Origin of the sequence: Pseudomonas sp. P42, from assembly GCF_017973755.1 — a bacterium.
GTDB classification, from domain to species: Bacteria; Pseudomonadota; Gammaproteobacteria; order Pseudomonadales; family Pseudomonadaceae; genus Aquipseudomonas; species Aquipseudomonas iridis.
In genome coordinates this window covers 182,049-203,168 of record NZ_JACOPU010000004.1, presented here as the reverse complement: position 1 = coordinate 203,168, position 21,120 = coordinate 182,049, and the positions used below count along the sequence as shown (strand labels likewise).

Genomic DNA, 21,120 nt, shown 5'->3' with positions numbered 1-21,120 from the left:
CCATGACTCAGATTCTCGGTCACAACTACATCGGCGGTCAGCGTAGCGCTGCCGGCAACGTCAAACTGCAAAGCGTTGACGCGACGACGGGCGAACAACTGCCTCACGATTTCAGCCAGGCCACGGCCGAAGAAGTTGACGCCGCCGCCAAAGCCGCCGCTGTCGCCTACCCGGCCTATCGCAGCCTCAGCGCTGAGCGTCGTGCGCAGTTTCTCGACGCGATTGCCGACGAACTGGACGCGCTCGGTGATGATTTCGTCGCCGTGGTCTGCCGCGAAACCGCGTTGCCGGCTGGGCGCATTCAGGGCGAACGCGGTCGCACCAGCGGCCAGATGCGTTTGTTCGCCAAAGTGCTGCGCCGTGGCGATTTCTATGGCGCGCGGATCGACCTGCCGTTGCCGGATCGCCAGCCATTGCCGCGCCCGGATCTGCGTCAGTACCGCATCGGCCTCGGTCCAGTCGCCGTGTTCGGCGCGAGCAATTTTCCGCTGGCGTTTTCGACTGCCGGTGGCGACACCGCATCGGCACTCGCGGCCGGTTGCCCGGTGGTGTTCAAGGCGCACAGCGGTCACATGGCCACGGCCGAGCTGGTGGCTGATGCACTGATTCGCGCGGCGGAAAAAACCGAGATGCCAGCGGGTGTGTTCAACATGATCTATGGCGGTGGCGTCGGCGAGTGGCTGGTCAAGCATCCGGCGATTCAGGCTGTTGGCTTCACCGGTTCGCTCAAGGGTGGACGTGCGTTGTGCGACATGGCTGCGGCACGCCCGCAACCAATCCCGGTGTTTGCCGAGATGTCGAGCATCAACCCGGTCATCATCTTGCCGCAGGCGCTGGCCACTCGCTCGGAAAGCGTCGCTCGCGACCTCACCGCGTCGGTCGTGCAGGGCTGCGGTCAGTTCTGTACCAATCCGGGGTTGGTCATCGGTATTCGCTCGCCTGAGTTCAGCGCATTCGTGCAACAGGTTGCAGGGCTGATCGGCGACCAACCGGCGCAAACCATGCTCAATGCCGGCACCCTTGGCAGTTACGGCAACGGCTTGCAGAAGCTGCTCGCGCACCAGGGCATCGAACATCTGGCCGGCAATTCGCAGCAGGGCAATCAAGCGCAGCCGCAGCTGTTCAAAGCGGATGTCAGCCTGCTGATCAACGGCGATGAAGTGCTGCAGGAAGAAGTCTTCGGCCCAACCACGGTGATTGTCGAGGTGGCTGATCAGGCGCAACTCAGTGCCGCACTGAACGGTTTGCACGGGCAGCTCACGGCGACGATCATCGGCGAGCCGGCGGACTTCCAAGCGTTCGCGGAGTTGACGCCGCTGCTGGAACAGAAGGTCGGGCGCATCCTGCTCAACGGCTATCCGACCGGTGTCGAGGTGTGTGATTCGATGGTCCATGGCGGCCCGTACCCTGCGACGTCCGATGCCCGTGGCACTTCGGTCGGCACACTGGCCATTGATCGGTTCCTGCGTCCGGTGTGTTTCCAGAACTACCCCGACAGCTTGCTGCCGGAACCGCTGAAAAACGCCAACCCGTTGCGTATCCAGCGCCTGGTGGATGGCAAGCCTTCGCGCGAAGCGTTGTAAGGCAACACGCATGACCTGTGGGAGCTGGCTTGCCAGCGATGACTGCGGCACATCCAACATTGATGTGTCAGACAGATTGCTATCGCTGGCAAGCCAGCTCCCACAGGGATCTGCATCGACAATAAGCTATCATTCGCTCTTTCCCCCCTAGAAAGACTGTTCACCATGACTGCCCAAACCCTTCTCAACGCCCTCGAACACTGCGGTATGGTCGAAATCGACGGCCTGCACGCTTTCGAATTCGCCCTCGATGAAGACGACAATCTGCACATCGAATGCATTGATGGCCGAGCGGCCAAGCATTGGGAATTCACGCCGGCGCAGGTCGCTGCAGCCACCTTCGATGATTCTCTGCAGAGCTGGTTGATCGTCGGTTATTTCAATGAGACCAAAGCTATCGGCGAACACCGCCTGGTCTGCCACGGCGACGTCGTCAGCAGCAGCGACGACGAGGATGAAACTGATGAAAATGCGTAAATTCTGGCCGTTGCTGATGGCCGGCAGCGTCGGTGCGATGGGCCTTTCCAGTGCATCCGCTGAAAGCTTCCAGCTGCTGGTCGGCTCTTACACTGCCGGCGCCAGCCAAGGCATCTATCGGATGAGCTTCGATAGCGCCACCGGTCAGATCGAAGCCAAACCACTGCAAGTGGTGAAAAGCGAAAACCCGTCGTGGCTCACTCTGTCCAAAGACCAGAAACGCTTGTTTGTGGTCAACGAAAACGGTCCAGGCCAGACCGATCCGGTCGGTCGCGTCAGCAGTTATGCGATTGATCCGAAAACCCATGCGCTTAGCCTGATCAATCAAGTCCAAAGCCTGGGCAACGAGCCGACCCATTCAAGCCTCAGCCATGACGCCAGCCATTTGTTCGTCAGCAACTATTCGGTGATGGAAGACCCGGGCGGCACCCTGGCGGTGTTGCCGGTAGGCGCAGACGGCAAACTCAAACCGGTGGTGCAGATGAGCGCGCACCCGGCGAGCCGGGTCAACCCCGAGCGTCAGGCGTCGAACCATGTGCACTCGACGGTCTCTTCGCCGGACGGCCGTTACGTGTTCTCCAATGATCTGGGCGCGGACAAGGTCTTCATCTACCAGTTCGACCCGAAGGCCAACCCGGAGCTGCCACTGACACCGGCGAAAACCGCTGCCGTGCCTATGCCAGCGGGCAGTGGTCCGCGTCACCTGCTGTTCAGCGCTGATGGCAAACACGCCTGGCTGACCATGGAAATGAGCGCTCAAGTCGCCGTATTCGATTACAACGATGGTGTGCTGACCCAGACGCAATTGGTTGATCTGGCGGCTGGCCAGCCGACCTCGGACAAGGCAGCCGCTGCTTTGCATGCCAGCGCTGATGGTAAATTCCTCTACGTCAGCAACCGTGGCACCGCCAATCAGTTGGTCGTGTTCAGCATTGATCCGGCCACCGGCCAGCTCAAGGAACTGCAAAAACGCTCGGTGGACGGTGATCACCCGCGCGAATTCAGTCTCGACCCGAGTGGCAAATTCCTGCTGATTGCCAACCAGAAGAGCAATGAGATTGTCGTCGTTGAACGCGATGGCAAGACCGGCCTGCTCGGTAAAACCGTGCAGAAACTGCCGATGGATGCGCCCAGCGATCTCAAGTTTGTAGTGCGACAATAAGCCACAGGCCCCGATTCACGGGGCCTGTCTCTATGTATTAATCGCGCTGATAACTGCTACTGTTACAAAGCATTTCAAGCGATCAACCCTCGAGCGTTAAGTTGGCTCCACAGCCCAACCGGGCAAGCAAGCCAACCGAACACGAGGGTTACCGCCATGAACTTCAATCTCTTCTCCGTCATCGCCGCGTCCGCCATCTCCGCCACCGTGGTTCTGCCAGCCAGTGCCAACGTCGAGATCAACGGCAAAAAATCCCACGCCCAGAGCTACACCCAGAAATATCTGCAACAAAGCGCCAACTTCTACGCTGCGCTGGATCACAAAGCCCAACACTGAGCACACAGGCAAAACTCCCCTGTAGGAGCTGCCGAAGGCTGCGATCTTTTGATCCTCAACGTCAAAAGATCGCAGCCTTCGGCAGCTCCTACACGCTTGTGTGTGCGAAAAATCCTTGTGTCATAGGTTTTATTCAACGCCGAAATAGACTGGCTTAATGATCAACGAAGCTGATGTTCACTATGGGAAACCCTGAGTGGTTGCCACAGCTTTTTTGATCGATTCTGTGGGCATCGAAACATGCCCACGGGAGAACACCATGGCCAGCACAATCATCTCTTCTGCCAAATTCGGCGCCTACCTGGCCATCGGCCTTTACCTGGCGCTGGTGCTGATCGTCAGCATCTCATCGCAGATGGAACACAGCTTCGACGCACCGATTCAGGTCGCAAGTCCCGGTATTCAGTTCGAACACCGCTCGCAAAGCGTGATGGTCGACCCGGCGGAACTCGCAGGAGTCGGCGGCGCATGAAAGGCTACAGGCTTTGGGTTATCGCCAGTCTCGCATTGATGACTAACGGCGCATCGTTGCTGGGTATTGGTCAAGGCTCGGTGGGAGCGCTGGCGCGGGCCATCGAGGCCAATCACAACATCGCCCACGACATTGAGCGGGCGAATACGCTGGGGCTGCTGGCCGGCAATCCGCCGAGCAAGGCCGCAGCGAACTTCCTCGGGCCGTTCGAAGTGGATTGCTCGGCCCTCGGCATGTGCCAGGTTTTGGCCTGACCCCGTGGTTATTTCTTCATGATCGAGGTAAAGAGCTCGGATTCGAGGAATCGCTGAAGCCACGCCTGCAAACGAACGTACGGTGTTTGCGCGAACCACTCCCGATCGACATGGGCGAACTGGCGTACGAACGGCATTAACGCCACATCTGCCAAGCTCGGATGATCCGTCAGCAAGTAATCGCGCCCTTCAAGCAACTCTTCGAGCCTGCGCAAAAACATCTCCCCCTCGGCCCGATAAACTTCCATCGGCTGCTCGGGATAGCGCTCGGCATATTTGTAGCGATTCAAATGGACCTTGAACACCTGATCATTGGCTTCGATCAACTCGGCAACCCGAGCATCACCGCTGAGCAACCAATCCTCCGGATCATTCTGTGCCAGCGCCCAGCGCATGATTTCCAGGCTTTCATCGATCACCCGACCGTCCGCATTCAGCACCGGCACCGTGCCTTTGGGCGAGATCGCGAGCATCTCGGCGGGTTTGGCCTTGAGGCTGACCTCGACAATCTCCACCGGTACGCCGCAATAACGCAGGGCCATTCGCGTGCGCATGGCGTAGGGGCAGCGGCGGAATGAATACAGCGTATTCATTTCACCTCCAGCGTGCTCAGTCCGTTGCCCTGGCGCAGCACTTGAATCTGCACCGGGATCCGCTCGTGCATCTCCTGCACGTGGGAAATCACCGCGACCTTGCGGCCCTGCGCCTGCAAGCCGTCGAGGGCATCCATCGCCAGTTGCAGGGATTCCGGATCAAGACTGCCAAAGCCTTCGTCGATAAACAGCGATTCGATTTTCAGCGTACTCGACGCCATTGATGCCAGGCCCAGCGCAAGGGCCAGCGAGACCAGGAACGTCTCGCCGCCGGACAACGAATGCACCGAGCGCAATTCGTCGCCCATCTCCGTGTCCATCACCAACAGACCGAGCATGCTGCCGCCGCGTTTCAGGCGATAGCGTTTGACCAGTTGGCGCAACTGCACGTTGGCGTGGTGCACGAGCAAATCGAGGTTGTAGGCCTGGGCGATCTTGCGGAAAGTGTCGCCCGTCGCCGAACCGATCAGCGCACTCAGACGTGCCCAGCGCTGGTACTCGGCGTAGGCGTCGGCGATTTGCTGCGCCAGTGCCTGATTGGCGTTCTGTCGTCGCTGGTCTTCAGCCTGTTCGGCGCGCAATTCGGCGCATTGCTGCTCGCTGACGTTGAACTGGTTCTGCAGGTCAACGAGGGCGCTGGCGAGTTGTTCGGCATCGAGATTGCCGTTGTGCTGCGCCTGATGATCGAGCAAACGCTGATCGCGTTCCTGCAACAGCACTTTGGCCTGTTCGATGGCTTTTTCGTTGCGCTGCAAGTGTTGGCGCAATTCAGCCAGTTGCGCGTCATCGACCCGCAGCAGATCTTCGAGACCGCCGTCGTCCAGCTCGGGATGGCGGGCGCGCCAGTCGGCAATCTTGCCGGCGAGATCCTTGTCTTCACTTTCCAGCGTTTGCAAACGTTCACGCTGGGCCTTGAGTTCGGCGGCGATCTGCACGAGTTGCGTGCCGATACTTTGCAGTTCTTGAGCCGTGCCGGTTTCGGCGTTGCGCGCCTGTTCAACGGCGTGTTCGAGTTGCTGCTGCCAGTGCTCGGCGCTGCTGTGCTCACCGAGCAGTTGCGTGAGTTTTTGCTGGCAAGCCTGTTGTTGCTCGGCCAGCGCATTGAATTGCTGTTCGGCGGCTTGCGATTGCTGCACGCGGGTCTGCTGGCGATCCTGTTCCTTCTCCAGCGTTTGCTGACGTTGTTGCTGCTCGGCCAGTTCTTCCTTCTGCTGCTCGACTTGCGCCAGGCGCTCGGCAATCTGCTGGTCGAGCTGCATGAACGTCGCAGCCGGTTCCAGGCGCAAGGCTTCGAGAGTGTCCGCCGGCAGCAGGCTGCCAAACGCGGTGAGTTCTTCATCAAGGCGCTGGCGATCACTGCTCAACTCGCGCTGCTGGTTACTCAAGTGCTGCGCCGCTTGTTGATGCGCGGTTTCGGCCTGACGCAGTTGCTGGGTCAGGCGCGCGGCGTCCTGTTGCAGGGTGAGCAGGGCGCCTTGGCGTTGTTCGTCCTGAGCGATGCTCTGATTCAGTTGCTCGTTTTGGCGGGTGAGCCAGGCGTCGCGTTTCTCGGCGTCCTGATTATGCAACTGCGCGGACAGCGGATGAGCGTCGAGGCTCGGCGCCAGCGCCTGTTGCTGAGCGGCCAATTGTTCCTGTTGTTGCAGCAGCTCTTTTTGCTGAGCAATGACACCGCCAACTTCGGCGCGCAGTTCAACCAGCTTTTCCTTGAGCTGATCGACCACTTGCTGGGCGTTGGCCTGTTCGCTTTCATCGTGGCGACCAAGGCTTTGCAGCAGCGCTTCGGGCTGATGATACGGGTGCTCGTTGCTGCCGCAGACCGGGCAGGGCTGATCGTCCTGCAACTGCGCGCGCAGCTCTTCGACACTGGCACTGCGGGCCAGACGCTGACGCTCCAGCAGTTCGCGGGTGACGTTGAGGGTTTGTTCGGCGACGGTCAGTTCAGCCTTGGTTTTTACGCCGTCCTGGGTCAGCCGCTCACGTTCCTGCTGGGCGCTGAGCTGGCGTTGTTGCAGCTCGCCGCTGCGCTTGTGCAGCTCCTGTTGGCTGGCCCACAGGCGCGACAGGTCTTCGAAGGCGCGCAGTTGCTTGCGATTGTCCTGCAACAGATTGCCGAGAATGCCGATCTGCTCGGCGACGGCATCGGGTTCGGCGCCGGCCTCCTTGAACAGCACTTCGAGCTGCTGCTTTTGTGCGGCAAATGCCTCAGCGTTGCGCGCGGCGCTCTCTTCGAGCGAGGCCAGTTCGGCCTGACCCTTGTTCAAGCGGTTGCCGATCAGCATCAGCTGTTGCAGACGATCGCGGTAGGCATTCCACGCATCGCTCAATGGCGCCAGATGCGCGCTTTTCTCAAGTCCTGCGGCGATGTGTTGCAGGCGTTCAGCGACCTGGCCCTGCTTTTCCAACAAGGCTTGTATGTCACTCTGGCCTTGGGTGCAGGCGTGCTGTGCACGCTGTTTGGCATCGGCGCTGCTGGCTGCTTCTTTGGCCAGACGGGTGAGGGTGCTTTGCTCTTCAAAGGCCTGCCGCAACAGCGGGGTATTCTCGCTTTGGCGCTGTTGTGCCTCGCTCAGGGCGACTTTCGCCGCCGCCAGATTTTGCTCCAGCAGCGTCTGCTGCTTGCTCAGTTCTGCGTGTTGCTGATTATGCGCGGTAATCTGTGCAGCCAGCGGTGTCAGCAGCGCATCCAGTTCGGTTTTGCGCGCGAACTGGTGACGTTGCGGGCCGAGCTGCTCCAGGCGCGTCAGTTTCACGCGCTCGCCGGCCAGACTTTCCCATTGTTGTCGCGCGCTGTGCAGTTGCTCGGCGGCGGCCTGCTGCGATTCCTGCAACAGGCGCAACTCCTTGAGCCAGCCGTGCTGCTGTTCAAGCTGCTTGAGCTGCGTCTGCTGCACTTTCAGTTGTTGCTGTGCGGCATTGAAACGCTCATCCAGTTCCGCCCGCGCTTCGGGCGCAAGCGGGGTGACGCCGGTGGCCTGATCCTGCAACAGCTTGTGCGCTTCGCGGGCCTCCTTGGTCTTGTCGAAGGCGCGGCGCCCGAGCTGGGTGTACAGCGCGGTGTCGGTGAGTTTTTCCAGCAGTTCGCTGCGATCGTTGTCGTCAGCCTTGAGGAAGGCACTGAACTCGCTCTGGGCCAGCAGCACGGCGCGGGTGAACTGTTCGAAGTTCAGGCCCAGCGCGGCCTCCAGTTGAGTCTTGTATTCGCCTTTCTGGCTGGCGAGCAGTTGATCCTGATCGATGTCGCGCAAGCTTTGCCTGCTGGCCTGTAACTTGCCGCCAGCCTTTTCCCGTGCACGATTGGCTTCCCAGCGCGCACGGTAGCGACGGCCATCAATACCGACAAAATCCACCTCGGCGTAGCCTTCACCGGTGCCGCGACGCAGCAACGTGCGCGGGTCGCCGGTGGCGATTTCGCCGTCGGCATCCGGGACTTTGGCGTCACGGCCGGTGTTGTTCAAACGCGGCACGGCGCCGAACAGCGCCAGGCACAAGGCGTCGAGCAGGGTGCTTTTACCGGCGCCAGTCGGACCGGTGATCGCAAACAGACCGGCGCTGGCCAGCGGCTCAGCGGTGAAGTCGATTTCAAACGGCCCGGCCAGCGAGGCGAGGTTTTTCAAACGAATGGCGAGAATCTTCATGGCTGCTCGCCCTCCATTTGCACGTCTTGCAACAGTTCGGCGAAGTCCTTGAGCGTTTGCTCATCGACCTCGTTGCCGTAGTTGTCGAGCCACGCGCGGCTGAACAATTCCTGGGGCGTGAGCTGGTCAAGTTCGATCAACGCGGTGCCGTCCTCCACGCCATCGGCGCCCCGGTTGCCGGCGTACTCGGCGGCGATGCGCACCAGACGCACGGCTTTGCCTTGCAGGGCGGTTTCTACCTGATGGCGCAGATCCGGTTGCGGCTCGTCAAGGCGCACGCGCACTTCCAGCCACGGTTGGCGCTGGGTTTCGGCCAGCAGATCGACGTTCGGCAAGTCCGCCAGTTGCACGAGGATTTCCGCCAACGGCGCCGGACCGATGCGCTGCAAGTTGACAGCGCGGGGGATCAGTTTCGGTTCGACGCTGACCAGCGTTTCGCCATCCAGCGTGATATCGAGAATCTGGTGCTGATAACCAATCTCGGAGAACGACAACGGAATCGGCGAGCCGCTGTAGCGAATGCGCTCTTCACCGTTGACCTTCTGCGGTTTGTGCAAGTGGCCGAGGGCGACGTAGCTGATGCTCGGCCCAAACAGACTGGCGGGCAGGGCTTCGGCGTTACCGATGATCAGGCTGCGCTCCGAGTCTTCCGAAACCGAACCACCGGCCATGTGCGCATGGCTGATGGCGATCAGCGCCTGGCCCGGCTTGCGCTTGGCGTTGGCCGCTTCGATCAGCCATTCATGCACTTGGCCGATGCCACGCAAATAGTTGTCACCCAGATGCGCGCCGGTCACCTCCGCCGGGCGCAGGAACGGCAGCGCCAGGCACCACGCGGCGACTTCGCCGGTTTTATCCGGCAACGGCAGCAGCAGGCGTTCGGCATCCAGTTGCCCATCATCCAGCCACAGCACCCGCCCCAAAGCGTGGGTGCGTAAACGGCGCATCAACGGCGCGGGCAGTTCGATCCGTGAGCCGGAGTCGTGGTTGCCGGCGATCATCACGATGGTCAGCAACGGTTGCTGCTCGTGGGCGCTGACGATGAAATCGTAGAGGCGTTCCTGGGCTTTGACCGGCGGATTGACCGTGTCGAAGATGTCACCGGCAATCAACAGCACATCCGGCTGTGCCAGTTTCAGCTGGCGCAGCAGCCATTCGAGGAAGCACGCATGCTCGAAATCGCGCTCCTGGCCGTGCAGGTTTTGCCCAAGGTGCCAGTCGGAGGTGTGAAACAGACGCAAGGTGGACTCCGCAACAGATAAAAGAGGTGATGGCCGCGGGGAAATGAGGGGCGGCGAAAGAGGGGAGAGTTTACTGGCAAAAGCGCAGACTTGCCCAAAGGCTTGATGGATCTGGAGTTCGCAGCCCGCAGGGTGGCCGTTCACACCGAAATGGCGGGGTGAACAATGATGTCCTGCAGGCGCTGCCGAAGGCTACGATCCTCTGATTTTTACTTCGGATAAAGCGGCGGCAGCCCGCTGTCACCCACCGGATCCTGCACCCGTTCAGCCGCCGGAATCGTGCGAATCGCCCGCCACAAATCCTCGCCTTGCCAGTGCTGCCCCGTCTCGCTGTACAGCGCACCATTGAGCCCATCCAGCGCATCCGACAACGGCACAAACCGCGCCGCCATGTCCGCCAGCGTCTCCGGTTGCTGACGGGCCCAGGCATCCAGTGCCTGGCGGGTTGCGTGGGGGTCGTTGGCCTGGCTCGCACGCTTGATGTCGTCCATCAATGTGCGCGGGCTCGGGCCGGTTTGTGTGGCGCGCAGGATCGCCGGTTGCCAGCGCGCACGCCACCAAAGACCGAAGCCGAGCAGGGTGGTGCAGGCCAGGATCAGCGTGCTGAGTTTCCACCACCACAACACATCATTGTCGACCGCGCTTGGTTGCAGGCTGCCGGTCGGGGTGTCGACTTGCAGGCTCGGGTTGTTGGCCACTTGCAGGGTGCGGGCCGGCAAGCTTGTGTGTTCCAGGTGATCCTCGAAGGTGTTCCACCACACCACGTCCACTGTTGGCAGGTCGATTAAACCGCTGCGGCTCGGGACCAGCGCTTCGCGCTCTTCACGGCTGCCGATCAGGCCACGGTCGCTGCTCTGGTTGCTCAGCACCGGTTGATCCGGGTAGCGCCGCAGGCCGTTGACTTCGGTGGCGGGCATGGCGGGCAATTGAGAGCTGGCCAGACCTTCGACCTTCAGGGTCAGGCTGCGTGTCAGCGAGTCGCCGACCTGAGTGTGTTCTGGCTCAGGGTTCCAGCTTTCGCTCAGGCTCAAGCTGCGGGCTGGAAGCCATGGCGCATCGATCGGGTAGGTCAGCGGCTTGGGTTTGACCGTGAGGGGGATTTGCGCAGAGCTGACTCGCATCAGCTTGCCGGGTTTTGGCCCTTGTGCGGTCGAGTCCTGGGCGGGCTGAGTCTCGACCAGCGTTGCGCTGAACGTCTGCGGCGCAATGGTCAACAAGCCGCTGTGCTGCGGGTAGATCGCATAGCGCATTTCGATCACGCCATGGCGCACGCCGTTGATGTCTTTCTCGTAGGTGCGCGTGTCACCCAGTTGCTCGACGCGCGCGTCGGCGATTTGCAGCGGGGTCAGGCTGCTGTCGTCGTACAGCGACACCGAATGGTAGATGCGCAGGGTCAGGATCGCCTGGGCCTGCACGTAGACGCTGGACTGATCGAGACTGGCCTCGATGAACACCGGATCAAGGCTGTTCTTGTCCTCGCGAACATCGCTTTCGACCACTTGCACGGTGATCGGCTGGCTCTGGACATCGCCCACTTGCAGCGGCGGTATCAGCACGCTGCCGTTTTCCTTTGGCAACAGGGTGATGATCCAGCGCGTGGTGGCGCGGTTGTCGCCATTGAGTGTGTTCAACTGGTTGACCTGCCGCGTGCCGCGTACTTCGAACAGCGGCTCGAGCGGTGTCAGGTCGGGTTTGCCGAATTGGGTGACGTCGTTGGTTTCGAGGGTGAGTTCGACCGTCTCGCCGGAATTCAGGCGACTGCGATCCACGCTGGCGGTCAACTCGGCCGCGTGCGCGGTGGCCGTGCAGATCAGCAGGGGCAGCAAGAGAACGGTGAAGCGGGTCATCGAATGTTTTCCTGATCCTGATGTTGTTGCTGTTCGTACCAGAATTTGCGTCGCAGCAATTCGCCGGGGTCATCCGGGATCTTGCCCAGCCATTGTTCCAGTGCCTGACGTTGCTCGCCTTCGAGGTTGTCCTCGCTGGGACGCAGCGTCGGCACGGTGTTCGTTTCTTCTTCCTCGTCACTGCCGGGCAATTCGTCGGGGCCTGGCAGCGGCGGGGCGGTCGGTGGTGGTTCGCTGGCCGACTCGGGGGGCTGAGACTCGCTGCGGGTTTCACTTTGTACCGCAGGTGGCGGCGCGGTCGCTGGCGGCGGTTCATCGCCGGGCAGGTTTTGCTCCGTCGGTTTGGGCTCCGGTTCAGCGGGCGGTGGTGTTTTTTGCAGCTTCAGCAGATTTTCCACCAGCGCCTTGTTGGTCTGCGCCGGACGCAAGTCCGGTTGCAACTCCAGGGCCTGTTCATAGGCATCGATGGCGGCGTCCAGCTCACCGCTTTTCGCCAGCGCGTTGCCTCGATTGTAGTGGGCGCGGGCATCGCTGCCTTCGGCGAAACGCTGGGCGGCGCCACTGTAGTCGCCGGCCTCGTACAAAGCCACCCCTTGCCATTGATGATCGGCAAAATGTTGCGCCGCTTCGGCGGGGCGTTTCTGCTTCAGCAGGTGCAGCCCGCGCTGGTCGGGGCGCAGCCACAGGTCTTCGAAGTCAAAAGCGTAGCTGGGCTGCGGCAGGCAGAACAGCAGCGGCAGACAGAACAACCAGCCGCGACGCCCGGCACACGCCGCCAGCAATAACAGCGGCAACAGCAGCCAGTAACCCTGATCAGCCCAGGTGTCGAGGCGCACGGTCTGACCGTCGTCGCGCAAACTGCGCGGGCCATTGAGCAAACCGAGGGCGCCCAGATCGCCTTCGTCCAGCCGTGCGACGTGATAGTCGCCGCCGACGCTGTTGAGGAAAGCGCTGAGGCCCGGACTGTCGAGTTGCGGCACGCGGATCGCGCCTTGTTCGTCCTTGAGGAAACTGCCGTCCTCTTGGGCAATCGGTGCGCCTTCAGCGGTGCCGACGCCGAGCATCAACAGGCGCGCCGACTCACCGCTCAGGGCACGGCGAATACCTTGGCGCTCTTCTTCATTCAGGGATGAGCTGATCAACAGAATCCGGCCCTGGCCGAGCGCACCTTGTTTCAGCAATGCCAGCGCCTTGCTCACCGCAAGGTCAGCGCGATGACCGCTTTGCGGCATCAGCGAAGGCTTGAGGGCGTCGAGCAGGTTGCGACTGGTCGCCAAATCATCCGACAGCGGCACCAGCGTGTGCGCACTGCCGGCGTAGACGACAATGGCGGTCTGCGCATCGCTGCGTGCCTGCAACAGATCGAAGAGTTTGCGTCGCGCCTGTTCCAGTCGCGTCGGCGGCGAATCGGTGGCGAGCATTTCCGGGGTCAGTTCCAGCACTACCACCAATGGATCGGCAGGTTTCTGACTGGTCTGCTCTACCCGCTCCCAACTCGGCCCGAGCAGCGCCAGAATCGTCAGCAGCCATGCCACGCCCAGAGCGACCCACGGCAGCTTGCTGTCGCGACCACTACCGCCGCTGAGCAGGGTGGCGTGGAATGCCGGCGGCAAAATCATCTGCCAGCGACCAGCGCGTTTTTGCCGATGCCAGAGTTGCCAGATCAGCCAGCCCAACAGCGGCAGCAACAGCAACCACCACGGACGGAACCAGTGCGGCCAGAGGGCGATCATCGGCGCCTCCGCAGACGCAAGCGTTTGAGGCGCTCACGCCAGTCAGGCAGCGGACTTTGCAGGTACAGCTCCTTGTTGAACAGGCGTTGCAGCGGGTTGTCCGGCCACAATTCACGCGCGACTAACAGCAGGCTCAGCCACAGGGTCAATGCCAGAGGCCAGTGATACAAGGCTTGCGCCGGTCGTGCCTGGGTCGGTTGCTGGGTCACCGGCTCGAGTTGGTCGAGGGTGTCCTTGATTGCTTGCAGTTCTTTGCCGTCGTGGGCGCGGAAATACTGGCCGCCGGTGACTTCAGCGATCGCTTTAAGCGCCGGCTCGTCGAGGTCCAGGCTCGGATTGACCCCGAGCAACGCGGTGGATCCGCTGTCTTCCGGATTAGCGCCGATGCCGATCGGGTAGATCTTCACGCCTTCGCTGGCCGCCAGTTTCGCCGCGGTCAGCGGGTCGATTTCGCCGCCATTGTTGGCGCCGTCCGTGACCAGAATCAGCACACGACTTTGCGCCGGACGCAGGCGCAGGCGTTTCAGGGCCAGACCGATGGCGTCGCCGATGGCGGTGTTCTTGCCAGCGATGCCGATCCGCGCTTCGTCGAGCCAGACACGCACGGTGTGGCGATCGAAGGTCAGCGGTGCTTGCAGATAGGCCTGGCTGCCGAACAGGATCAGGCCAACGCGATCGCCGTCGCGACTTTCGAGGAAGTCACCCAGCAAGTGTTGCACCAGAGTCAGGCGGCTGACGTCCTCGTCCTGCCATTGCATGTCGGGGAAGTCCATTGATCCGGACACGTCCACCGCGACCAGAAGATCACGGCCGCTGGCAGCAATCGGGAGTGGTTCGCCAAGCCATTGCGGGCGTGCAGCGGCGCTCAACAGCAGCAGCCACAGCAAAATGAACGGTGCCTGTTGGCGCCACGCCGGCAGATTGGCCCGAGCTCGACGACGCGCAAGGCCTTCAAGGTCGGAGAGGAAACTGACTTTCAATGCCGGCTCGCCACTGTCGGCCACCGGCAGCACAAGGCGCATCAGCCACGGCAGCGGCAACAGGACGAAGATCCACGGCCAGGCGAATTCAAACATGCTTGCGAATCCAGGTGTCGACCGCTTGGGTCAGTCCGGCGATGGCTTTGTCGTCGAGTTTGCATTCCGGTTTGTAGGCGCCTTCAACCAGCACCATCCAGCGCGTCAGCCCGGCGGCCGGGCAACGGTTGTCGAGAAAGGCCAGCCATTTGCGGCCATTGAGCGTGTGGCTCTGGCTATAAGGGTAATGGTTGCGACACAGGCGTTTGAGCAGGCCGTTGAGCTGTTGCAGCCAGGCCCCGGCCGGAGCGCCGTCGTAGGGCTTGGGCATTTGTGCCAGTTCGGCGAGGGCGGCGATGCGCACCGGGTCGAGCGGCTGTTCGGCGCGCACGACCGGACGTTTTTTCATCGGGATGAAACGGCGTAGGCGCCACACGGCGAAGCCGAGCAGAGGCAACAACAAAAGCAGCAACCACCAGCCCGGCGCCGGCGGCCAGAAGGCAATCGGGGGCGGGGAGATCAGCGGTTGCAGTTGTTCGAGGCCGTTCATCGACCTTTCCCCGGTCGCTGCGGATTGAGGAACTCGCGCATCTGCTCGACCATCTCGCTTTGGGTGCTCAGCGGCATCAGCAACACCCGCAGCTTTTGCGCGAGCAATTCCCAACGGGCGATACGTGCTTCGGCCTGGGCGCGATAGGTCTGGCGCAAGTCAAAATTGAGCGTGTCGAGTTCCAGTTGCGCGCCTCTTTCAGCGAATCGCAAAAGACCGGCGGCGGGCAAGGCGTGATCGAGCGGATCGGACAGCGGCAGCATCAGCAGGTCGCAATGCCGCGAGAGCAGACTCAGTTGCTGCTCGGCGCTGTCGGAGAGCGCACGCTCATCGCAAATCACGATCACCAGACTGCCCGGACGCAATACCTCACGGGCGCGGCGCAGGGCCACGCCGAGCGTGTCGCGATCCGGTTCGCGCTCGGTGTGCAGCGACTGGTTGACCTTCACCAGACGGTTGAGCAGTTGCAGCAGGCTCTGTTTGCTCCGTCGTGGCTTGATTTCGTAGTGCTCGTTGTCGCCGAACACCAGGCCGCCGACCCGGTCGTTATGGCCCAGCGCGGCCCAGCCGATCAACGCCGCCACTTGCGCCGCCAGCACGGACTTGAACATCAGCCCCGAGCCGAAAAACAGCCGCGTGCTTTGCTCGACCATGATGAAGATCGGCCGTTCGCGTTCTTCATGGAACAGCTTGGTGTGCGGCTCCTGGGTGCGAGCGGTGACGCGCCAGTCGATGGTGCGCACGTCGTCGCCGGCCTGATAAACCCGCACTTGATCGAAGTCGACGCCACGCCCGCGGAATTTCGAGTGATGCAAGCCGATCAACGGGCTGCGCTGGCTCGGCGTGGAAAACAGCTGCACTTCGCGCACACGGTGGCGCATCTCGATCAGTTCGGCGAGGCTGACGCGGATGCCCGGTTCGGACGGCAGAGGGGCGTTCATGGGGGTCAAGCGACGGCTACGACGTCGAGAATCCGCTGCACCACCCGATCCTGATCGATGCCGGCGGCTTCGGCCTCAAACGACAGAATGATGCGATGACGCAACACGTCGAACAGTACGGCTTGAATGTCTTCAGGGCTGACGAAGTCGCGTCCGGCCAGCCAAGCGTGGGCCCGGGCGCAGCGGTCGAGGGCGATCGAACCCCGCGGGCTGGCGCCATAGGCGATCCACTCGGCCATTTCCGGGTCGAACTTGGCCGGTGTGCGCGTGGCCATGACCAGTTGCACGAGGTATTCCTCCACGGCGTCAGCCATGTACAGGCCAAGGATTTCCTTGCGGGCGGCGAAGATCGCCTGCTGGCTGACCCGGCGCTCGGGTTTGGTCTCGCCGTTCAGCGCTTCGCCACGGGCTTGCTGGAGGATGCGCCGTTCGACGGCGGCGTCGGGGAAACCGATTTTTACGTGCATCAGGAAGCGGTCGAGTTGCGCTTCGGGCAACGGATAGGTGCCTTCCTGCTCGATCGGGTTCTGCGTGGCCATCACCAGAAACAGCGGCGACAGCTCATAGGTGCTGCGCCCGACGCTGACCTGGCGCTCGGCCATCGCTTCAAGCAGCGCCGATTGCACCTTGGCCGGGGCCCGGTTGATTTCGTCCGCCAGCACCAGGTTGTGGAAGATCGGCCCCTGCTGAAACACGAAACTGCCGGTTTCCGGGCGATAGATCTCGGTGCCGGTGATGTCGGCAGGCAGCAGGTCGGGGGTGAACTGGATGCGATGGAACTGGGCTTCGATGCCCTCGGCGAGTTCTTTGATCGCTTTGGTCTTGGCCAGACCCGGAGCGCCCTCGACCAGCATGTGGCCGTCGGCGAGCAGGGCGATGAGCAAACGCTCGATAAGTTTTTCCTGGCCGAGAATCTGCGTTGAAAGAAAGGTTCGCAGCGCCAGCAGCGCTTCACGATGTTCCATCGGTGACTGTTCCTGGAAAGGGGTGGCCACAGGCGCAAGGATAACGCCGGGGCTGGGGGCGTTACTTTAATCCATCGCGGGGGGTGGCGACTAACGGCATTTTGTAGAAAAGCGCAAAAGATCACAGCCTGCGGCAGCTCCTGCATTGCAATGCGATCCCGTGTAGGAGCTGCCGAAGGCTGCGATCTTTTGACGTTTTTACTCCTCAACCATCTGAAGATCAGTTAACAGAAGTTTAATTGCGACTGTATCGACCAATTCCTGCCAGGAACCATCTTCAATGATCGCGCCGTTCTGCATGACGATGACCCGATCAAAGCGGTACAGGTGGTCGACATCATGGGTGACACAGATCAATCCGCGAGTCGCAAACGTATCGAACAAAAGATCCCAAACCGGTGCGGCCAACTTCGGTTCAATGGAGGCGCTGGGTTCGTCGAACAGATTGAACCGCCCCGGCCTGTTTATCAGGCGAAGCAAAGACAGGCGTTTCGCTTCACCACCGGAAATATTTGAGGCGTTCTCGGTGAGTTTGCGTAGCGAAACAATGTCCTCAAGATTTAAACGTTTAATCGCCAGGTGCAGGTCTGGCGATAGATCCATGCCAAACAGAACTGACTTGGCAAAACTGCCCTCTAGAAACTGCGGCGACTGAGGGCAATACCTCAACACCTGCAGATGTGTCTGGGCGTTCAGATCGCAGAGTTGCACCTCATCGATACTCACATGAGTTCTCACTGAGGCGTTGAGCCCGGCCAGCGTTTCAAGCAAGGTGGATTTGCCGGCCCCACTGGGGCCAGTAATCGCAACCGACTGCCCTTGGTAAAACGTCATGGTTTGGCTGATGGTCAACTGAACAGCGTTGTTAACGCTGACGGTGCAGGGCTGAAGGACGAGCGTCGACTCATTCTGCGACGTGATATCGGCTTGTCGACTGTCATCATCAAAGTCTGGCAGTGACAGCAGGTTGCGTAGTCTTCGCTGATCCGCCAGAAACTGATCGAGCACTCGATAACCTTCAGTCAGCGCTGAGATGTTGAGCAAAAAGCTTCCGGCAATGGCGAATACGGCTACCAGTTGGCCAACGCTAATACTTGGCTCGCCTGACAACTGGTCAATGACTCCCCAACCCAGCAACCCTCCAGTAGACAAGCTGACAAAGAGGATTTTCGCTGCACTCAAGAACCCTCCGGAACTGGCCACCGTCACTGCCGCTTTGGCGTACTGCCGGAAGGCATGGTTCAAGGGTTGAGTTGCCGTGTGCTCGGCGCTTTCCAGCTTTATCGATTTGCCGGTATTCAGGGTGCTGAAAAGCAGCGCACTTAGTTCGTCCTCCTGCTCATTAACTGCATCAATGTGCTTTCTGCGCCATTTGATGATTCGGTGGGCGGCAAGCAAGTAAAGGATCGCCATGCCAGTCATTGCCAAAAAAATACCTGCCCCACCCATGTAATAAAAAGCCAGCCCGACGATGATGAACTCCAGACACAGCGGCAAACCGGTGGTGATGAAAAACGTCAGCAATTGCTCATGAGCGGTAATTCCACGCTCTACTGACTTAATGAAATGGCCAATACGCCAAGTGTTGAATTGCTGGAACTCTTTGCGCATCAACTGTGCCATCCAGTCGATTGAGGCATCCATCACTACCTGTTGCACCAACTTGGAAAGGAAATAGATTTGCAACGGATTGATTGCAGCTTGAATGCATCCGGCTAGGGTTATCGCCACCGTCAATAATAACAGTGGGTTGAGCGCTGTTGGGGTTTGACTGTTTAGTGCGTCAATTACTTTGCCTAGGAGCAGTGGCGGTGCTAGTGCAAGGACTTTCAGCGCTATTACTGTTGTGATGGTTGAGATCAATAGCCATGCGTGTTTTTTGCAAGCGGTTCTGATGAGCGTCTGCATTGAATGTCTTCTGTGGTGTAGCGCTAACATTATTTTGCGGGTAATTGACGCAAGATGGTTTGTGGTGCTACCAGGCATCCATTTCTTATAATGTTAAAGCGTTCAAGGCCAGGTATATAGCTTTGGCAAACAATGCCGTTTCCGGGAAAGTCGGTAATGACTCTATAGTAAAGTTTCCGGCCTGAGTCTGTGATGTTGTTGTTCAGGGTTTTTAGTTGTAACGGAACACTTGGGGTAAGGTGGGTGGTGGTTCATCGATTGGCGGAAGCTTTAAAGCCCTAATGGGCTCGAAATCTATCAGGTGGCGGAGAGATTTAGAGTTGGCAAGAAAAGCGAATGTTTTTCTGTCAATTTTTTCTTGTGGAGCATCATAAAGCGCACTTGCTTGAATTTGTTCCGTGACTGCCCGTTGGATCGCAATTTGTATATCTAGAGAGTTTCCTGAGCCGATTGGGGATAGATGGAAATCACCTGGGCCAGATTTTGGAAGCGCAATAGAAAAATAACTATTCATTGAGCTGCGTACAACGATGATTTGTAGTTTTTCTGCAAGCCCTAGTGCGTGGGGTGCGTTCTGTAAAGACCTTGCTAGCAGAGCGCTCGACGGCCTGTACAAGGTAATGGAAGGGCCCAAACTACAAATTGCCAGAAATAATTTTGATAAAACATGTCTCTCGATGAGTTCGTTTGCGCCGTGCAGTAGTGCCTCAGCTTGAGTGCAGCCGAAAGCAGAACCTGAGTTGGAGGAGTAGCGGCTCAAAAAAAGATGGGCTTCGCCTGCTTCGCTACGTGGTTGATCATGGAGCTTTGGGCGAAGCAGGACGCTTGGAATGAAGAGGTCCTCCGTTCTATCCAGTGTTGTTAGTTTGAAACAATCTATTGCTTCATTTTTGAATCGCAAGTTCGTCAGGAATCCATCGTGGCTGGCAGCGTGCTGATTCGAGATAAAGGCACATTGCTGGATGCTCGATTCTGCAGGGCTCAATTGAAGTGCACAGTAATGTTCGACGCTTTCAGCAAGTGCTCCAACAAGCGAATTTGGCCCTTTGCCTGCTCCAGCTTCAACTGCGGCATTGGACTTGTCAAAAAGCTCGGCAACTGCTACCAGTTTGTGGTTGTCGGTATAGCGTGTAATCGCCTCTAGATCTAAGGAACGTATTATTTTCTCAATTTTTGATTGCGCTACAAAAGGGCAAAACTCCCGCTCAGACATAATAGTCTCCTATAGTATAAATGCCGGAGGGTTTCTCCGGCACTTTCCTGCAGTGTCGGTCAGTTAGTTAGTGAGGCAAAGAAGCTCACTTCAGAAGCCAGAAAACTATCTGATGTATACAACATCTCTTGAAGACTATCCCAAGGGCCGATCTCGGTACGTTTTTTACCCATGACATTAACTCCTTGTTATTGATGTGGCGCTAACCGGTAGTTGGCGCACTTGCAATGATAGGAATGCAAGTGATTTATTAATAACAGTGGGCTATTTGGTTTTCAATTGAGATCGGCAACGATATTTCCCAAGCTTCTGTGGGATTGTTCTTGCTGCTGAGTAGGGGGTTGCTTACGGTTTTTTCGGTTTTAAGAGGTGGGGGTTTTTAACTTTTCACTTCAATGAGTCGCAACGTTTAATAATGTTTCGCGCAAAGTGGGGGAAATGCTTCGGGGGATTATTGGATTTTTGTAGCAGGGGACTATCGAGCTTGCCGTTCTGGCCTCATCGCTGGCAAGCCAGCTCCCACAGGGATCGCTGTGTTGCATAAATCGCATGCACACCGCTGATGCCTGTGGGAGCTGGCTTGCCAGCGATGGGGCCCGTCCAGACACCATCAAATTTCGCTAACGAAGGTCCCGGTGCCATCAAGGATGTTCTTCAGGGTTTCCACAACCTCATCCATATCCACCATGTCCGGGTTGAAGCTGATCTCCAGCACATCATCCCCGTTCAACGCATCGGCATCCGCCGCCGCAATCTCGATCTTCAGCAGGGTCGAGGTCAGGGTGACTTTGACGCCGTCGAGCGTCGAAGGCTCGCCATCCAGCGTAATCTCCAGCTCATCCTCGTCCGGATAGCGGCTCATCAGGAACATGTCGCCCTTGTCGCTGTGGCAGCAGAGCATGGCCATGTTGTCTTCTTCGTCGTCGCACGGGTTGACGATGAGTAGGGCGGTAGTCATTTGCATGGGGGAATTCCTGCCTCAAAAGGGCGTCTTGGTCGCAATTGGGCGCGATTCTGCCAGCCCTCGGGAATTTCTGCATGTGAGAGTGTCAGAGGATGTGTCGTGAACGCGACATGGGTCAATGGTCATTTCTGGCACGGATGTACCGTAAAACCGGGCATTCAGACCGACGTTCTGCGCCATGAATGCTAGTGTTTAACCCAGTCAGAGCCTTGGTTTACGTGCCAATG

At 59.4% G+C, this 21,120-nt stretch carries 18 protein-coding genes; 6 read left to right on the top strand and 12 right to left on the bottom strand.

The window, feature by feature from the left end:
• Positions 1-2 precede the first annotated feature (2 nt).
• From H8B20_RS14055 to H8B20_RS14030, 6 genes are all read left to right on the top strand, one after another.
• Positions 3-1,583: an aldehyde dehydrogenase (NADP(+)) gene (locus H8B20_RS14055; RefSeq protein WP_210623527.1), complete on the top strand. Its 1,581-nt coding sequence runs from the start codon at positions 3-5 to the stop codon at positions 1,581-1,583.
• 165 nt (positions 1,584-1,748) lie between these two features.
• Positions 1,749-2,060: a DUF5629 family protein gene (locus H8B20_RS14050; protein ID WP_038368119.1), complete on the top strand. Its 312-nt coding sequence runs from the start codon at positions 1,749-1,751 to the stop codon at positions 2,058-2,060.
• Entirely contained in the window at positions 2,047-3,222 is a 1,176-nt protein-coding gene (locus H8B20_RS14045) for a lactonase family protein (RefSeq protein WP_210623525.1), read from the top strand. Before H8B20_RS14050 ends, H8B20_RS14045 begins: the two co-directional genes overlap by 14 nt.
• Before the next feature lie 156 nt (positions 3,223-3,378).
• A complete protein-coding gene (locus H8B20_RS14040) occupies positions 3,379-3,558 on the top strand; it encodes a hypothetical protein (RefSeq protein WP_042559499.1) in 180 nt (59 codons plus the stop codon).
• Between the two features lie 259 nt (positions 3,559-3,817).
• Positions 3,818-4,030 (top strand): hypothetical protein, encoded by a 213-nt coding sequence (locus tag H8B20_RS14035; protein WP_042559498.1) that lies wholly within the window; start codon positions 3,818-3,820, stop codon positions 4,028-4,030.
• Positions 4,027-4,284: a hypothetical protein gene (locus H8B20_RS14030; protein WP_042559497.1), complete on the top strand. Its 258-nt coding sequence runs from the start codon at positions 4,027-4,029 to the stop codon at positions 4,282-4,284. The genes H8B20_RS14035 and H8B20_RS14030 overlap by 4 nt, the downstream gene beginning before the upstream one ends.
• An 8-nt stretch (positions 4,285-4,292) precedes the next feature.
• On the opposite strand, the gene H8B20_RS14025 is transcribed toward H8B20_RS14030, so the two are convergent.
• The 12 genes from H8B20_RS14025 to H8B20_RS13970 all read right to left on the bottom strand — a co-directional run bounded on the left by H8B20_RS14025 (position 4,293) and on the right by H8B20_RS13970 (position 20,893).
• Positions 4,293-4,877, bottom strand: coding sequence for a glutathione S-transferase (locus H8B20_RS14025; protein WP_210623524.1), 585 nt, complete (start codon positions 4,875-4,877; stop codon positions 4,293-4,295).
• A complete protein-coding gene (locus H8B20_RS14020) occupies positions 4,874-8,515 on the bottom strand; it encodes an AAA family ATPase (RefSeq protein ID WP_210623522.1) in 3,642 nt (1,213 codons plus the stop codon). The genes H8B20_RS14025 and H8B20_RS14020 overlap by 4 nt, the downstream gene beginning before the upstream one ends.
• Positions 8,512-9,756, bottom strand: a complete 1,245-nt coding sequence (locus H8B20_RS14015; RefSeq protein ID WP_115147062.1) for an exonuclease SbcCD subunit D C-terminal domain-containing protein — start codon at positions 9,754-9,756, stop codon at positions 8,512-8,514. The genes H8B20_RS14020 and H8B20_RS14015 overlap by 4 nt, the downstream gene beginning before the upstream one ends.
• A gap of 209 nt (positions 9,757-9,965) precedes the next feature.
• Positions 9,966-11,603, bottom strand: coding sequence for a BatD family protein (locus H8B20_RS14010; RefSeq protein ID WP_210623520.1), 1,638 nt, complete (start codon positions 11,601-11,603; stop codon positions 9,966-9,968).
• Complete coding sequence (locus tag H8B20_RS14005; protein ID WP_210623518.1) at positions 11,600-13,336, bottom strand: tetratricopeptide repeat protein; 1,737 nt, start codon at positions 13,334-13,336, stop codon at positions 11,600-11,602. The genes H8B20_RS14010 and H8B20_RS14005 overlap by 4 nt, the downstream gene beginning before the upstream one ends.
• Complete coding sequence (locus H8B20_RS14000) at positions 13,333-14,412, bottom strand: vWA domain-containing protein (RefSeq protein WP_042559489.1); 1,080 nt, start codon at positions 14,410-14,412, stop codon at positions 13,333-13,335. The genes H8B20_RS14005 and H8B20_RS14000 overlap by 4 nt, the downstream gene beginning before the upstream one ends.
• Positions 14,405-14,902 (bottom strand): DUF4381 domain-containing protein, encoded by a 498-nt coding sequence (locus H8B20_RS13995; RefSeq protein WP_042559488.1) that lies wholly within the window; start codon positions 14,900-14,902, stop codon positions 14,405-14,407. Before H8B20_RS13995 ends, H8B20_RS14000 begins: the two co-directional genes overlap by 8 nt.
• Positions 14,899-15,843 (bottom strand): DUF58 domain-containing protein, encoded by a 945-nt coding sequence (locus H8B20_RS13990; RefSeq protein WP_042559487.1) that lies wholly within the window; start codon positions 15,841-15,843, stop codon positions 14,899-14,901. Before H8B20_RS13990 ends, H8B20_RS13995 begins: the two co-directional genes overlap by 4 nt.
• A 5-nt stretch (positions 15,844-15,848) precedes the next feature.
• The gene (locus H8B20_RS13985) at positions 15,849-16,808 is read right to left on the bottom strand and encodes an AAA family ATPase (RefSeq protein WP_003218556.1); all 960 of its coding nucleotides are present in this window, start codon (positions 16,806-16,808) and stop codon (positions 15,849-15,851) included.
• A gap of 198 nt (positions 16,809-17,006) precedes the next feature.
• The gene (locus tag H8B20_RS13980) at positions 17,007-18,716 is read right to left on the bottom strand and encodes an ATP-binding cassette domain-containing protein (RefSeq protein ID WP_210623517.1); all 1,710 of its coding nucleotides are present in this window, start codon (positions 18,714-18,716) and stop codon (positions 17,007-17,009) included.
• A 211-nt stretch (positions 18,717-18,927) separates the two neighbouring features.
• Positions 18,928-19,929, bottom strand: coding sequence for a YcaO-like family protein (locus H8B20_RS13975; protein WP_228732688.1), 1,002 nt, complete (start codon positions 19,927-19,929; stop codon positions 18,928-18,930).
• 610 nt (positions 19,930-20,539) lie between these two features.
• Positions 20,540-20,893, bottom strand: coding sequence for a hypothetical protein (locus tag H8B20_RS13970; RefSeq protein WP_200615498.1), 354 nt, complete (start codon positions 20,891-20,893; stop codon positions 20,540-20,542).
• Between the last annotated feature and the right edge of the window lie 227 nt (positions 20,894-21,120).

What these genes read in the sequence shown, in the direction of transcription:
- H8B20_RS14055 (WP_210623527.1), top strand. Translation starts at nt 3, where the DNA reads ATGACTCAGATTCTCGGTCACAACTACATCGGCGGTCAGCGTAGCGCT.
- H8B20_RS14050 (WP_038368119.1), top strand. Translation starts at nt 1,749, where the DNA reads ATGACTGCCCAAACCCTTCTCAACGCCCTCGAACACTGCGGTATGGTC.
- H8B20_RS14045 (WP_210623525.1), top strand. Translation starts at nt 2,047, where the DNA reads ATGAAAATGCGTAAATTCTGGCCGTTGCTGATGGCCGGCAGCGTCGGT.
- H8B20_RS14040 (WP_042559499.1), top strand. Translation starts at nt 3,379, where the DNA reads ATGAACTTCAATCTCTTCTCCGTCATCGCCGCGTCCGCCATCTCCGCC.
- H8B20_RS14035 (WP_042559498.1), top strand. Translation starts at nt 3,818, where the DNA reads ATGGCCAGCACAATCATCTCTTCTGCCAAATTCGGCGCCTACCTGGCC.
- H8B20_RS14030 (WP_042559497.1), top strand. Translation starts at nt 4,027, where the DNA reads ATGAAAGGCTACAGGCTTTGGGTTATCGCCAGTCTCGCATTGATGACT.
- H8B20_RS14025 (WP_210623524.1), bottom strand. Translation starts at nt 4,877, where the DNA reads ATGAATACGCTGTATTCATTCCGCCGCTGCCCCTACGCCATGCGCACG.
- H8B20_RS14020 (WP_210623522.1), bottom strand. Translation starts at nt 8,515, where the DNA reads ATGAAGATTCTCGCCATTCGTTTGAAAAACCTCGCCTCGCTGGCCGGG.
- H8B20_RS14010 (WP_210623520.1), bottom strand. Translation starts at nt 11,603, where the DNA reads ATGACCCGCTTCACCGTTCTCTTGCTGCCCCTGCTGATCTGCACGGCC.
- H8B20_RS14005 (WP_210623518.1), bottom strand. Translation starts at nt 13,336, where the DNA reads ATGATCGCCCTCTGGCCGCACTGGTTCCGTCCGTGGTGGTTGCTGTTG.
- H8B20_RS14000 (WP_042559489.1), bottom strand. Translation starts at nt 14,412, where the DNA reads ATGTTTGAATTCGCCTGGCCGTGGATCTTCGTCCTGTTGCCGCTGCCG.
- H8B20_RS13995 (WP_042559488.1), bottom strand. Translation starts at nt 14,902, where the DNA reads ATGAACGGCCTCGAACAACTGCAACCGCTGATCTCCCCGCCCCCGATT.
- H8B20_RS13990 (WP_042559487.1), bottom strand. Translation starts at nt 15,843, where the DNA reads ATGAACGCCCCTCTGCCGTCCGAACCGGGCATCCGCGTCAGCCTCGCC.
- H8B20_RS13985 (WP_003218556.1), bottom strand. Translation starts at nt 16,808, where the DNA reads ATGGAACATCGTGAAGCGCTGCTGGCGCTGCGAACCTTTCTTTCAACG.
- H8B20_RS13980 (WP_210623517.1), bottom strand. Translation starts at nt 18,716, where the DNA reads ATGCAGACGCTCATCAGAACCGCTTGCAAAAAACACGCATGGCTATTG.
- H8B20_RS13975 (WP_228732688.1), bottom strand. Translation starts at nt 19,929, where the DNA reads ATGTCTGAGCGGGAGTTTTGCCCTTTTGTAGCGCAATCAAAAATTGAG.
- H8B20_RS13970 (WP_200615498.1), bottom strand. Translation starts at nt 20,893, where the DNA reads ATGCAAATGACTACCGCCCTACTCATCGTCAACCCGTGCGACGACGAA.